Source organism: Streptomyces sp. NRRL S-455, assembly GCF_000717875.1.
GTDB lineage: Bacteria > Actinomycetota > Actinomycetes > Streptomycetales > Streptomycetaceae > Streptomyces.
Map to the genome: position 1 here is coordinate 120,276 of NZ_JOCT01000012.1, position 13,779 is coordinate 134,054.

Below are 13,779 nucleotides of genomic sequence, written 5' to 3' on the forward strand. Positions count from 1 at the left end.
GGGTGGGAGCGAGGGTGACAGTTGAATCGATTTTGCGAAAGGGCTTTCGCTCGTGTGTGGCTCGGGATCTCGGTAAAGCCGCTCAAGGTCTAGAAAGCGCTTGTCAAGCGCGGTACGGTCCAGGTCCATGTCTTGTCGTCCGCCGGGAGGAGCGCCGAGTGAGACGTTTCAGCATCGCCGTCATGGCGGCGGTGACCCTGGGTACCGCGTTGTCGTCCGTGCCGGCCCAGGCCCACACGGGCCGGCCGTCCCCGGGCCTCGCGCAGTGCACCGCCGGCACCTGCCACTTCGACGTCCCGCCGGGCACCTACGACGTGCGGGTCACCCTCGGCGGAGACGCCGCCTCCAGCACGAGCGTCAGCGGTGAGACCCGCCGCTCCCTGCTTCCCGAGACGGCAGCGGCTGCGGGCAAGCGCGTCACCCGCAGTTTCACCGTGAACGTCCGCACTCCCGAGGGCGAGCCCACCGGCCCCGACGGAACCCCCGGCCTCGACCTGCGGATCGGCGGCACGGCCCCCGCCCTCGCCGACATCAGGGTCACCCCGGCCCGGCACCCCCGACAGATCTTCCTGGTCGGTGACTCCACCGTCTGCGACCAGCCCGGCGACCCCTACTCCGGCTGGGGCCAGCAACTGCCCCAGTACCTCGCCAAGGGCCTCTCCGTCGCCAACTACGCCGATTCCGGCGAGAGTACGGTCTCCTATCTGGGGAACCCGAGGCTGTGGGCCACCGTACGGCCCCTGATCCGCCCCGGCGACCTGGTCCTCGTCCAGCTCGCCCACAACGACAAGACCACGGACGAGGCCACCTACCGGGCCAACCTCGAGAGCCTGGTGGCGGGAGTCCGGGAGCGGGGCGGACAGCCGGTCCTTGTCACTCCCATCGTGCGGCGCTGGTTCAACTCCGACGGCACGCTGAACAACGGAACCGCGCTCCTGGTCAACGGGCTGGGCGTCGACCACCCGGCGGTCACACGCGCCGTCGCCGCCGCGCGGGGGGTCCCGCTGATCGACCTGACCGCGAAGACGAAGGCACTCGTCGAGTCGCTGGGCGTGGAAGCCTCGAAGGCTCTGTACCTCTACAACGAGGCGCGGGACAACACGCACACCTCCGTGCGCGGAGCCACGGTCTACGCGGGCCTGGTCCGCGACGAACTCGTCACCCGGCGTCTAGTGCCGAAGAGCAAGGTGCGGGTCGAATGAACCCCTGGGGCGCCCCGACCGGAACCGGGGCGCTCCAGGTTCCACCTGCTCCGGCCGTCCCGGACGTCCCGGCCGCGAAGCCTTTGAGTACGAAGCTTTGAGCACGAGAGCTTTGAGTACGAAGTCTTTGAGCACGAGAGAGAACCGATGCAGCTGCCTCCCGCCGACCGCACCACGTCCCCGTTCACCGGCTACACCCGCGCCCACTGGGAGGCGGCGGCGGACACCCTGCTCACCGCCGTCGAACCGTACGCGACGCGGGACCGCGCGCTGTACCACCTGCCCGGCGACCGCACCAGCTGGTCGGGCCGCCTCTCCGACGGCCTGGAGGGCTACGCCCGCACCCTGCTGCTGGCCGCCTTCCGCCGCGACGAGAAGGCCCTGGAGCGCTACGCCGACGGCCTCGCCGCCGGAGTCTCGGGCGTCTGGCCCCGCATCGGGGACCGCAGCCAGCCGCTGGTGGAGGCGGCGTCGATCGCCCTGGCCCTGCGCCTGACCAGGGACCTGCTCTGGGACCGGCTGGACGACGGTGTACGGCAGCGGGCGGCCGACTGGCTCGGCGACGCGCTCACCGCCGAACCCTGGCCCTGCAACTGGGAGCTGTTCCCGGTCACGGTGGGCGGCTTCCTCGCCGAGATCGGCCACCGGCCGGACGCGTCCCGCACGGCGATCGACCGCGGCCTGGAGCGCATCGAGCAGTGGTACGTGGGCGACGGCTGGTACACCGACGGCGACGGCCGCAAGTTCGACTACTACAACGGCTGGGCGATGCACCTGTACCCCGTGCTCCACGCCTGGCTGGAGCGGGACGAACGGCTGCTGGAGCTGTACGGCGACCGCCTGTCGCGCCACCTCTCCGACTACGCCCGCCTGTTCGGCGGTGACGGCGCGCCCATGCACCAGGGGCGCTCCCTGACCTACCGCTTCGCGACGACGGCCCCGCTGTGGCTGGGCACGCTGACCGGCCGTACCCCCTTGACGCCGGGCGAGACCCGGCGCCTCGCCTCCGGAGCCCTGCGCTACTTCCTGGACCGGGGCGCGGTCGACGACCGGGGCCTGCTCACCCTGGGCTGGCTCGGCCCCGACGAGTCCGTCCTCCAGGGCTACTCGGGCCCGGCCTCCCCGTACTGGGCGAGCAAGGGTTTCCTCGGCCTGCTCCTGCCGGCCGATCACGAGGTGTGGACGGCTGAGGAGGAGCCCGGCCCAGTCGAGCGCACGGACGCCGTCACCCCGGTCGGCCCGCCCAACTGGCTGCTCCAGTCCACCCGTTCCGACGGCGTGGTCCGCCTGCACAACCACGGCAGCGAGGACGTCCGCTACGACCCGTACTACACGCGGCTGGCCTACTCGACCGTGACGGCTCCGGCCCCGTCGCACGACAACAGCGTGTTCGTGGGGGAGGATCCGAGCCGCACGGACATCGAACCGCTGGGCGCCGGCGAGGGCTGGGCGGCCTCGCGGCACACGGCGGCCGGGGGAGCACGGGTGACGAGCGTCGTGCTGGCCCGGGGAGCGGCGGAGGTGCGGGCCCACTGGGTGTCGGAGGCCGAACCGGGCACGCTGGTGCGGGTGACCGGCTGGCCGGCGACGGAGGGTGTCCGGGCGGAACTCCTGCCCGTGATCGGCCTGGACGAGACCCTCACCGGCTCCACCACCGAGAACGCCACCCTCTTCGTCGCCCTGGCCCGGCTGACGGCGGAGACGGACCCCGTTCCACTGGCGGAGGCCGTCGCCGTCACCGGGTCCGACGACGGGGAGCTGACGGTCCGCTGGGACGGCGGCCCCGAAGTGAGGGTCCGCCTCGACGATTCCGGTGTGAACGTCACCTGAGTACCGGGCAGTATGGCGGCCATGACGGGTGGGAGAGACGAGTTCGCCGTCCTGCTGCGGCGGGCCGGACTGGAGATCGTGGGCGACTGGCGGGTGGAGGAGGTGCTGCCGCCCCGGTCCGCGTGGCGCCGGGTGATCGCGTTCGGGACCGAGCCTGCCGTGTCCGTGCGCTCGGAGCGGTCCGACCTGGCCGACGAGGTCGACCGGCAGTGGCACCGGCTGGCGTCCGAGGCGGGCGTCCTCGCCGGGGACGGGACGTTCCTGATCTCGGTGGCCGGGAACTGGACGCACGCCGTGAGCGAGTTCTGGACCCGGGTCCGGCTCACCGACTCCTGGCGTCTCGCGGCCGTCCTGGGCGAGCGGCCCGGGCAGCCGGAGTTCGTCACGCTGTCGATGGACGGCGGTGCGCTGGTGGCGGCGACGACAGAGGAGTACGACGTCTGGCTGATCGCCGAGAACCGGCTCAAGGAGCGGCAGGAGGACGAGGCCCGGGCAGCCGGCCGGGAGACGCCGCAGGAGCGGGCGGACGCCTGGGCGTCACTCTTCGCGGGGCCCGCGCCGACGGAGAAACTGCTGGCCGCCTGGGCCCGCGGACTCGCGCGCAATCGGGCCGCGCCCCTGGACCTGCGCGTCCGGCTCATGGAGAAAGACCCCTACGTCCTGTACAGCCCCCTGCCGGCGGACGTCGTGGACGCGGTGCTGGCCCACCCGGACTGGAAGCTCAGGGAGCTCGCGGCCGAGTTCCAGCCGGACGTGACACCCGATCAGTGGGCTCGGCTGATCCGTGGCGAGCATGACGAGCGGCACCGTTGGATCCTCGCCATGGTGGCCGCGGACCGCCGGGCTGAGCTCACTGAGGACAGCTACCGCGAGCTCGCCACCGACCCGTCCGCGCGGGTGCGGGCCGAGGCCGCCCGGCACCGGAACCTTCCCCCCTCCCTGCTGGTCGCTCTGGCCGCCGACCCCGAGGCGACCGTGCGCGCGGCGGCCTGCCCCTCGGCCTGGCCGCACCTCGACGCCGCCGGACGCACGGCCCTGCTGGGCGACCCGGCGGGCGAGGTGCGCGCGCAGGCCCGGTTGCTGCACCACCGGGAGCATCCCCTGCCCCGGGCGGTGTACGAGGCCCGGGACCTCGAGCCCGACGCACTCGAGAGCTGCCGCCTGGAGCGCGAGCTGGCCGCACACCTGGCCCGGCACGGCGGACGGTCCGAACGCCTCGCCCTCGCCCGGAACCCCCGCCTGGACCCGGACCTGGTCGCCCTCCTGGGCGACGACCCCGACGACGGCGTCCGCTTCGCCGTGTCGACGCGGGCCGACCTCACCGAAACGCAACGGGCGGGCATCCGCATCGACTTCGACCCCGGCGTCCACTACCACACGCTCGACTGGGTCGAGGCCCTTCACCACGACGACGAGGCGATGCGCCGCCTGTCCGCCTCCGCCCACCCACTCGTCCGCAGGAGCGTCGCCAGGGCCCGGCGCCTCCCGGCGGACGTGGTCGCACGCCTCGCCCGCGACGACGACCGTGTCGTACAGCTCTTCCTCGCTGAGTGCTGTGACGACGCACCCGCGGACATGCTCCTGCGGGTGTGGCAGTGGTGGACCGGCAGTCTCACCGTCCCGGACCGCCCACGGAGTCATCCCCACTTCCCCCGCAGTGACCTCTTGCGCTACGTGGACGACCCGAACCCGCGGATGCGCCGGCTGGCCCTCGACGATCCGGACTCCACACCTGACGTGGTGGAGCGACTCAGCAGGGATCCCAGTGCCGAGGTGCGGTGCCGGGCGGTGTACGACCCCCGGCTGCCGCCCGCGGCCGCCGCGCGGCTGACCGAAGACGCCCACGAGCACATCCGGAACGCCGCCACGGTCCATCCCCGGCTGCCGGCCCGCGTCCTGGCCCGACTGCTGCGGGACACCCGCACCGCGGACACGGCTGCCGAGAGCCGGGCGCTGCCCGTGGAGGTCATGCGCCGGATGGTCGAGCACGTGGAGGGGGCGCCGCCCACCGGCCCGGGACGGGTCTCCGGGGCATGCTCGAGCGCACCGGGGGAGGTTCGCTGACGCACGTACTTCGGTCGGGGCCGAAGCGACCCGGACCTAGCGTGGGCTCATGAGCGCACACCCGAAGCAGCGACAGACCGTGGGGACGGCCACCACCTTCGCCGACCTCCACCGTGCCGACGAGCCGCTCCTTCTGCCCAACGCCTGGGACTGCGCGTCGGCGCGGATACTGGCGGCACGGGGATACCGGGCGATCGCCACGACCAGCCTGGGCGTCGCCGCCGTCGCGGGTCTGCCGGACGCGGTGGCGGCGACCCGTGAGGAGACGCTCCGGCTGGCCTTCGCCCTCGGGTCCGGGCCGTTCCTGCTGTCCGTCGACGCCGAGGAGGGCTTCAGCGAGGACGCGGACGAGGTGGCGGAGTTCGCGCGGGAGCTGTACGCCGTCGGGGTCGCCGGCATCAACCTGGAGGACGGCTGCGGGCCCGTCGACCGGCTGGCGGCGAAGATCACCGCGGTCAAGAGGGCCGCTCCGGGCCTGTTCGTCAACGCTCGCACCGACACCTACTGGCGCCGCGAAGGTGACGCCGCGGAAACCCTCGCCCGCCTTGACGCGTACCGGCAGGCGGGTGCGGACGGGGTGTTCGTCCCCGGCCTCACCGACCTGCGGGTGATCGCCACCCTGGTACGCCGGCTGGACACCCCCCTCAACGTCCTCTACTCGCCGGGCGGTCCGTCGATCGCCCATCTCACCGAGGCCGGCGTACGTCGTATCAGCGTCGGCTCGCTGCTGTACCGACGGGCGCTGGGCGCGGCCCTGGAGGCGATGGCGGACATCGGGGCGGGCCGGACGCCGAGTGGTGCGGCACCGTCGTACGGGGAGGTGGCGGGTCTCGTCCCGGCGGCGGACGACGGCCAGTAGACGACGAGGGCCGTCAGACGTCGAGCGCGGCGACCAGCAGTGACACCGCGGCCAGGTCCGGCACGTCGCGCAGGCAGGTGACCACCTGCTCGCCCGCGAACTCGCGCTGTGCGGCGGTCACGGCGGGATCGACGGCCGTCTCGGCCTGCACGTGGATGTAGTTCAGAGCTGTGGCGAAGAGCATCGAGAACGACTCCGGGCCCGTGACGACGGCCCGGCCTCCGGCACCGCGGTAGGCCCGGGTCAGGCGCCGGGCGGCGTCGGCGTTCACCTCGTTGCCGCCCGACCAGACGAACACGGCCCGCGCGAACTCCCGCTCCGCCGAGACGGGCCCGGCGTTGTCCCAGTCGAGGAGGACCGGGCCGTCCGGGCCGACCAGGACGTTCTGGGGCTGCAGGTCGAGGTGCGAGGTCACGAGGCCGCCCGGGGCCGACGGTGTCACCCAGTGGGCCAGCTGCGGCGCGGACGTGGCGACGAAGCGGCCGAGCTCCTCCGCCCACGGCAGGCCGGCGTCCCGCACCTTCTTGAGCACGTCCTCCCAGTCGGCGTCATCGGGGCACCGCTCGTACCAGTCGCCCGGCGTCTCGACGGTGCCGTCACCGGCCTGGTGGAGCAGCGCCATGGTCCGTCCGAACCAGTCCAGGATGCCGGGGTCGGAGGCGTCTGCCGTGGTGCCCTCGACCCAGTCGTAAAGCTTCACGGACGACCCGCCGGAGGAGCCGGGACGGCAGACGTGGGCGCCGTGCCGGTCGGTGTGGAGCCGGGGCGAGACGATGCCCAGGTCCGCCGCGGCGTCCCGTAACGCGGCCTCCCGGCCGACCTGCGTCTCGTCGCAGCCGAAGAGGAGCTCCTTCACGGCCCACGAGGATCCGTTCCCGGAGAGCTTCCAGATCTGGCCCAGGGCCCCCCGGGTGACCGGGGTCATGGTCCAGGGGCCGGGCCCGAGGGCGTATGTCTCCGCTAGGGAGTCGGCTGCGTCATGCATCGGTTGTCGTCCCCTCGCCGGGCCAGTTCTGCAGCAGTACGTGCAGGGCGTCGATCGCCCTGTCCCAGGACACTTGTACGTCACGGGACGCGCCGAAGGCGCCGGTCGACTCCAGGGCGCAGTAGCCGTGGAAGGTGCTGCGCAGCAGGCGTACCGCGTCGGTGAGGTCGGGTTCCTCCAGGCCGTAGGCGCGGAGCATGCCGTAGGTGACCTCGGCCGTGCGGCGCATCGCGGGGGAGCCGGTGACGAGGGTCTGATCGACGGGGATCTGGGTCGCGGCGTAGCGGCCGGGGTGCTCCAGGGCGTAGGCCCGGTAGGCGCCGGCGAAGGCGCCGAGCGTGTCCCGGCCGGGTTCCCTCCCCTCGACCGCCGCCGCGATCCTGTCGATCATCTCGCCGCCCGCGAGGAGGGCCATACGGGTGCGGAGGTCCTGCAGGTTCCTGACGTGCGAGTAGAGACTCGCGTCCTTCACCCCGAAGCGGCGTGCCAGGGCGGACAGGGTGACACGCTCGAAGCCGGCCTCGTCGGCGAGGTCGGCCGCGGCGGCGACGAGACGGTCGGGGGTGAGGCCGGCTCTGGGCATGGGTTCTCGGGGCTACCTCTCGGACGGTGCCGTGTCGTGGGCGGAGAGAGGGAGAGAGCCTAGTACGGGCCTCAGCGGATCGGCGCGTACATCACCCCCAGCTTGTCGACCTCGTCGCCCGCGCGACCCGTGAACCCGACGATCTGCCGGCCGGCCGGGGCCGTGAAGGTCTTCGCGTCGGACGTGGCCGTACCGGCGGACACCGTCCGTCCCGCGTCGGTCGTGAACGCCGCCGAGAACAGGCGGGTGCGGCCGTCCTTCTTGCCCTGTGTCAGTTTCACCGAGATCAGGTGCTCTCCCGGGGCCAGCGTCAGGGACGCCGCCGTGCCGCCCGTGCCGCCGTGGGTGAGGGTCGTACCGCCGTCGTGGGTGAGGGACACCGCGTCCAGGCGGGCGCTGCCGCGCAGCGTGAGGGTGCGGGGAGCGGGGGTCGCCGGCAGGTCGTCCGCGTCGTTGAAGGCCGTGCCGTGCGGGCCGCCGAAGAAGTCGCTCGCCCGCAGGGCGGAGTTGAGCGTGTACGAGAAGTCGACCGTGTGCGGGAAGTGGTCGGAGAGGTTGTTGCCGGCCGAGTCCAGGAAGGACGCCCAGTCGTTGTGGTAGCGCGTCGCGTTCAGGCTCAGCAGCCTGCTGCCCCGGTAGAGGACCTTGTCCACGACCTCGCAGTCCTGGGCGGGTGCCGTGGTGGAACAGAGGAGCGGGTCACTGCCCTGGGCCGGGGGCTTCCCGCCCTTCACCCGCTGGACCCACGCGTCGGTCAGGCCGTTCTCGGTCAGGAGTGTGCGGATGTTGTCGCCGGCGCGGGTGTACCTCGTGTTCGTGTCGCCCATGACGATCACCGCGTTGCCCGCGGAGTTGGCCTGGATGAAGTCGGAGAGCTGCTCGATGTTGGCCCGGCGGGCGGCGAGCGCGTCGTCCGTCGAGTCCGCGTTCGTGTGCACGTTGTAGAGGTCGACGAAGACACCCTCCGCGAGCCGTACCCGCGCCAGCGAGAAGCCCTTGGGGGTCAGGCAGTTGGTGCCGGTGCAGTTGTTCCACTTCACCCGCTGGAAGTCCTCGAAGGGATGGTCCGAGAGGGTGTTGAGGCCGTCCCCGAAGGGGACTCCGCCGCTGGTCGCGGTGCGGTGGGGGTGGTCGTCGCCCGCGTACAGGGCGGCGTGGTAGTTGAAGTCCTCCTGCACGTTGACGATGTCGTACGCCCCGAGGCGGGGGGAGATCAGCGGGGTGTTCTTCGCCGGACTGCCGGAACTCAGGCCCTCGGGGAGGCCCGCGACGTTGTAGGTGAGCACGTTGAAGGAGCCGGAGTCCGCGGCGGCGGCGGGCGTCGCGGAGGTGGCGGCGAGGCCCGTGACGGCCAGTGCGGTGGCCATGAGGGTGCCGATCAGTCTCTTCATGGGGGGCGTCTCCGGTCGGGGGAGCGAGCGGGGGGAAGGTGAACGGTGCTCAGGTTCGGGGGCAACACCCCTGTGGCGCAAGGGCCTTCGGGAAAACAGGGGGCAACGCCCCGGCGTCAGGCGTGCCGCGGCAGGTTCTGGACCAGCGGTCGCCGCGGGGGCCGTATGGTTGCCGGGGAACCGGGACGCGGGGGAGGCGTCATGACGGACCGTCGGACGGTACGGAACTTACGGGCCGCACGGGCAGCACGGGTGCGAGGGGCGCAGACGCCGCAGAAGGCACGCACGGCATGACCCACGAGACGGCGCGGCACGAGGACGATCCCGGCGGCGGCACCCTCGCGGACACCGTCGACGAGAGCCTGCTCGGCACCCGTCCGCTGTGGCGGCAGCGTGACTTCGGGATCTTCTGGCTCGCGCAGACCCTCTCCGTGCTCGGCGACTCCTTCGCGCTCATCGCCCTGCCCCTGCTGGTTCTGGACGCCACCGGTTCGGTCGCGCGGATGGGGCTGCTGACCGCGGTCGGCGGGGCGGCGGCGGTCGTGGCGGCGGTGTTCGCCGGGGCGGTGGTGGACCGGGTGGACCGGCGCCGGCTGCTCATCGGCTGCGACCTGGTGCGCATGGGCCTGTACGGGGCGATCCCCCTGGTGTGGCTGCTCGGCCCGCAGATCTGGCTGCTGTACGTGGTGCTGCCGCTGTGCGAGGCCGTCGGCATGCTGTTCGCGGTCGGCTACGTCACCGTCGTGCGCGGCCTGGTGGGTACGGAGCGGCTCACCGAGGCCAACGGCCGGCTCAACGCCACCGCAGCCGCGGCGGGCGTCTTCGGGCCGCTGTGCGCGGGTCTGGTCACCGCCTGGTCCGGACCGGCCGCGGCGGTGGGCGTGGACGCGGCCAGCTTCGGGGTGTCGGCGGCGTGCCTGTTCTTCGTACGGTTCCGGACGCGCGCGGCCGGCGACGAGCGGACGGGCGAGCGCCAGGGGCTGTGGCGGGACCTGCGCACCGGCATCGCCTTCCTCTACGGCCATCCGGTGCTGCGCTCGCTCACCGCCCTGCTGTTCGGCTTCAGTTTCCTCACGCTCGGCCTGAACGACCTGGTCATCTACCACCTCAAGCACGACCTCGGCCACGACGACGGCACGGTCGGCACCGTCATGGCACTCGGCGCGCTCGGCACCATCACCGGCGCCCTGCTGGTGGCCCGGGTCCGCCGTCGTCTCGGCTTCGGGCCGACCTGGACGGGCTCGGTCGCGGTGTGCGGAGTGGCCTTCGCCGGCCTCGGCTGGGCCCGTGACGTGCCCGTCGTCGGGGCACTGAGCGCCGCCTTCCTCGCCTGCGCGGGCATGGCGGGCACCTGCTCGATGTCGCTCCGTCAGGAGGTCACCCCCGAACACCTCCTGGGCCGGGTCACCTCCGCCTTCTGGACCCTGCAGTACGCGGCGGCCCCCGTCGGCGCGGCCCTCCTCACCTGGGCCGCGGAGGAACAGGGCACGGCACCGGTCGCCCTGGCCGCCGGAGCGACGTGCGTCCTGCTGGCGGCGACGGCCCTGCTCACCCCGATCCGGGGGTCGGGCAGCGGCCGGGCCGGCCCTGAATCACGATCATCACGCACCGGGACCGATGATCATCACGCACCGGGACCGATCGGCACCAGTCACGCCGATGCCCCGGGCCCGCGCACGCCATAGGGCCGGTCGGATCCGGACCGGGACCTATGGCCCCTCCACCGGGGCGTCCGGTCGACGCGATGCTCGAACCGTCAGCCTTGCTCCGGAGGTGGAGAGAATGCCCCGCACGAGCACCGGCCGCCGTCGTCCCGGACCGGCTGCCCAGTCAGGACGATGACGCATGGACCGGCCGCTTGTCGTCGGTGTGGACGGCTCCGAGTCCAGCCTGCGGGCCGTCGACTGGGCGGCCGACGAGGCGGCGCTGCGCGGGGTTCCGCTGCGCGTGGTGTACGCGTCGCTGTGGGAGCGCTACGAACGGGCCGTCTTCGCCTCGGGGCCGGGAACGTCGGAGCAGGTGCTCACCGACGTCCTCGCGGTGACCGCGGCGAAGCGTGCCCGGCGGCGGGTGCCCGGCCTGAAGGTCACCTCCGAGGTCGTGGCCGAGGGGCCGGTACCCGTACTCCGCCGGGCCTCGCACGACGCGGGCGCGCTGGTCCTGGGATCCCGCGGCCGCGGGGGCGCCGCCGAGCTGCTCCTGGGCTCCGTCAGCCTGGCCGTGGCCGGGCACGCCGACGGCCCGGTGATCGTCGTACGCGGCGACCACGACAACCCGGCCGGGACCGGGGTACGGGACGGCCGCATCGTCGTCGGAGTCCCCGACGAGCCGGCGGACTCGGAGGCGGTGCGGTTCGCCTTCCGGGAGGCGGCACGGCGCGGCGTACCGCTGGAAGCCGTGCGGGCCTGGCACCGGCCCGCGTACGAGAGCGCCGACCAGCCGCCGCTCACCGGCGGGCCGGACCCCGTTCAGCGGCGACGCGCGGAGGAGGCCCTGGAGGCGGGGCTGCGCGCGCCGGCCGGGGAATGCCCGTCCGTCGAGGTGCGCCGGCGCCTCGTCGAGGGCCACGCTCGCACGGTGCTGCTCGACGCCTCGGCCGGTGCCGCCCTCCTGGTGGTCGGCGCCAGGCAGCCCATCGGACCCTTCGGCCCTCAGATCGGCCGCGTCACCCACGCCGTGCTGCACCACGCGGCCTGCCCCGTCGCGGTCGTCCCCGAGCGGTCCTGACCAGGCGCGGAAAGGCCCTGCCGGGCCGGCACGCCTTTTCCGCGCTTCCCACCGCGCAGGCGCTCCGGGGCGGTGGCGGAGCACACTGGAATCACGCCCGTGAGGGGGTGAACGCGATGGCGGTTACACGACACGGGAACGCGGACAGGGTGCGGCTGTGGCGGTGGCGGAGCAATCCGCTCCGGCGCCGCAGCGACCGCGTCGAGGCCTGGATCGTGCTCCTCACCTGCGTCCTCGCCGTGCTGGGCGGAGCGATCGCGGGCCTGATCGCGGCCGGAGCGGCGGACCGGGCCCTCGCGGCGCAGCGCGCGAAGGCGCACGCCGTGTCCGCCGTGCTGACCGAACGGGCGCCGAAGTCCTCGCAGGCCACGGCGGACGGCTCGCGCAGCGACACGGTGTGGGCCACGGTGCGCTGGACCGCCCCGGGCGGCTCGACACACACCGGACGGACCGAGGTCGAGCCCGCCGCCGCGGCGGGAACCCGGGTGACGGTGTGGACGGACCGCACCGGTGAACTGGTCGACGCGCCGCTCAACCCGACGGAGGCGATGATCCAGGCGGCCGCCACCGGTGTCCTGGCCGGAACCGGCACCACAGCCGCGGTGTGGACCGTCGGACGACTCGCACGCGCGCGACTGGACCGGCGGCGTCTCGCCGAGTGGGACGCGGAGTGGGAGCGGGTCGGGCCGCAGTGGCGGAAACGCATGACCGGCTGAGGGCAGCTCATACCTGAGGGCGGCTCATACCCGGATCCGTCTGCCGTACGGTGTGTACTGGCCGATCCTCCGAGCGGCCGATCCTCCGAGCGACCGAGCGGCCGAGCGGCCGAGCGTGACGAGTGCAGTCGGCCGACGACCACCCGGCCGGCCTGGTCGCGCTCGCACGGTCGGACCCGTGGTCCCGGGCGCACAGGGCCCCCGCGCGGCCTCCGCGTCGACCCCGTAGGCGCGCACCACGCTCAGCGGCCTTCGCGCCCAGGTGGCACAGGCACGGCGCGAGTGCCACGCACGACCGGCCGGCCGGTCCGCCGTGGCCGAGGGAGCGGGCCCGTCGGCCCGGCCCGCGGGTCGCGCGCGACCCGCGCGTTCCGCATGCATCCAGCCCGCTGACTCCGGCGGGTGCCTGGGGTGCCCGCCACGGGCCGTACGGCCCCGGCAGAGGCCCGGTCGCCCCTCGCGCCCGGCTGCCGGAGGTGCGACGGTGGGAGTGGATCTGCGGGCTGCCCGAGCACGAGGCGGTGGGAACGATGACCATGGAGCTTCCTCTGGTCGTGGGCGTCGACGGATCGGACGGCAGCCTCCTGGCGGTCGACTGGGCGGTGGACGAGGCCGCCCGGCACGGTCTTCCCCTGCGGCTGGTCCACGGCTCCCTCTGGGAACGGTACGAGGACCTCACTCCGTCGGACGGTCCGGACCGCCCCACGGCGCAGGTGATGGCCGGACACATCGTCGCCTCCGCGGCGGAGCGCGCCGGGCGGCGCAACCCCGACGTGAAGGTGTCCACCGACGTCCTCCTCGACGACGGGGCGGACGCCCTCCTGCACGCGGGCAACAACGCCACCGCCCTGATCACGGGGTCGCAGGGCCGCAGCGAGCTGCAGGGACTGCTGCTGGGCTCCGTCGGACTGGCGGTCGCCGCCCGCGCGCACTGCCCGGTGGTCGTGGTGCGCGGCGACCAGGCCGGCCTGGCCGGCACACACGAACGGATCCTTCTCGGGGCCGGATACCCCGACACCAGTGAGGAGGCGGCACGATTCGCCTTCCGTGAGGCGGAGGCCCGCGGGTGCGTTCTGGACGTGATCCGGACCTGGCGCCGCCCCGCGCACGAGACCACCGGCGCGGCCGCGCCCGCCGAGTCACCCGACCGGGATCACGAGGAGCGGGCCCGCGCCGAGCTCGACGGGCTGCTCCGCGAGGTTACGGCCGAGTACCCCGGTGTACGCGTGCACCGGACGACGGTCGAGGGCCCGGCCCGCAAGGTGCTGGTGCACCGCTCGGCCGCGGCCGACCTGGTGATCCTCGGGGCCCGGCGCCGGCAGGGCCACTTCGGGCTGCAGCTCGGCAGGGTGGCCCACACGCTGCTGCACCACGCCGGCTGCCCGGTGGCCGTCGTACCGCAGCGCGTCTAGGAGGAGACAG

The 13,779-nt window shown here is 73.5% G+C and carries 11 protein-coding genes; 8 read left to right on the forward strand and 3 right to left on the reverse strand.

Annotation, left to right across the window (positions count from 1 at the left end; genetic code table 11):
• Positions 1-158 precede the first annotated feature (158 nt).
• From IE97_RS0117720 to IE97_RS0117735, 4 genes are all read left to right on the forward strand, one after another.
• A complete protein-coding gene (locus IE97_RS0117720; protein ID WP_030240551.1) occupies positions 159-1,202 on the forward strand; it encodes a rhamnogalacturonan acetylesterase in 1,044 nt (347 codons plus the stop codon).
• Between the two features lie 147 nt (positions 1,203-1,349).
• On the forward strand, positions 1,350-3,032 hold the full coding sequence (locus IE97_RS0117725; RefSeq protein ID WP_030240553.1) for a DUF2264 domain-containing protein: 1,683 nt from the start codon (positions 1,350-1,352) through the stop codon (positions 3,030-3,032).
• A 21-nt stretch (positions 3,033-3,053) separates the two neighbouring features.
• Positions 3,054-5,096 (forward strand): PE-PGRS family protein, encoded by a 2,043-nt coding sequence (locus IE97_RS0117730; RefSeq protein WP_234310784.1) that lies wholly within the window; start codon positions 3,054-3,056, stop codon positions 5,094-5,096.
• A 49-nt stretch (positions 5,097-5,145) separates the two neighbouring features.
• Complete coding sequence (locus IE97_RS0117735; RefSeq protein ID WP_030240560.1) at positions 5,146-5,955, forward strand: isocitrate lyase/PEP mutase family protein; 810 nt, start codon at positions 5,146-5,148, stop codon at positions 5,953-5,955.
• Positions 5,956-5,968: 13 nt separating this feature from the next.
• On the opposite strand, the gene IE97_RS0117740 is transcribed toward IE97_RS0117735, so the two are convergent.
• The 3 genes from IE97_RS0117740 to IE97_RS0117750 form a co-directional block, all read right to left on the reverse strand.
• Positions 5,969-6,940 carry a phosphotransferase gene (locus IE97_RS0117740; RefSeq protein ID WP_030240562.1) on the reverse strand — a complete coding sequence of 324 codons (972 nt, stop codon included), beginning with the start codon at positions 6,938-6,940 and terminating at the stop codon, positions 5,969-5,971.
• On the reverse strand, positions 6,933-7,523 hold the full coding sequence (locus IE97_RS0117745; protein WP_030240564.1) for a TetR/AcrR family transcriptional regulator: 591 nt from the start codon (positions 7,521-7,523) through the stop codon (positions 6,933-6,935). The genes IE97_RS0117740 and IE97_RS0117745 overlap by 8 nt, the downstream gene beginning before the upstream one ends.
• A gap of 71 nt (positions 7,524-7,594) precedes the next feature.
• Entirely contained in the window at positions 7,595-8,914 is a 1,320-nt protein-coding gene (locus IE97_RS0117750; RefSeq protein WP_030240568.1) for a jacalin-like lectin, read from the reverse strand.
• A 290-nt stretch (positions 8,915-9,204) separates the two neighbouring features.
• On the opposite strand from IE97_RS0117750, the gene IE97_RS0117755 reads away from it, so the two are divergent.
• From IE97_RS0117755 to IE97_RS0117770, 4 genes are all read left to right on the forward strand, one after another.
• A complete protein-coding gene (locus IE97_RS0117755) occupies positions 9,205-10,599 on the forward strand; it encodes an MFS transporter (protein ID WP_234310783.1) in 1,395 nt (464 codons plus the stop codon).
• Positions 10,600-10,759: 160 nt separating this feature from the next.
• On the forward strand, positions 10,760-11,641 hold the full coding sequence (locus tag IE97_RS0117760) for a universal stress protein (RefSeq protein WP_030240575.1): 882 nt from the start codon (positions 10,760-10,762) through the stop codon (positions 11,639-11,641).
• Positions 11,642-11,757: 116 nt separating this feature from the next.
• Positions 11,758-12,357, forward strand: a complete 600-nt coding sequence (locus tag IE97_RS0117765) for a hypothetical protein (RefSeq protein ID WP_030240578.1) — start codon at positions 11,758-11,760, stop codon at positions 12,355-12,357.
• 536 nt (positions 12,358-12,893) lie between these two features.
• Positions 12,894-13,769, forward strand: a complete 876-nt coding sequence (locus tag IE97_RS0117770; protein WP_030240580.1) for a universal stress protein — start codon at positions 12,894-12,896, stop codon at positions 13,767-13,769.
• Positions 13,770-13,779 lie beyond the last annotated feature (10 nt).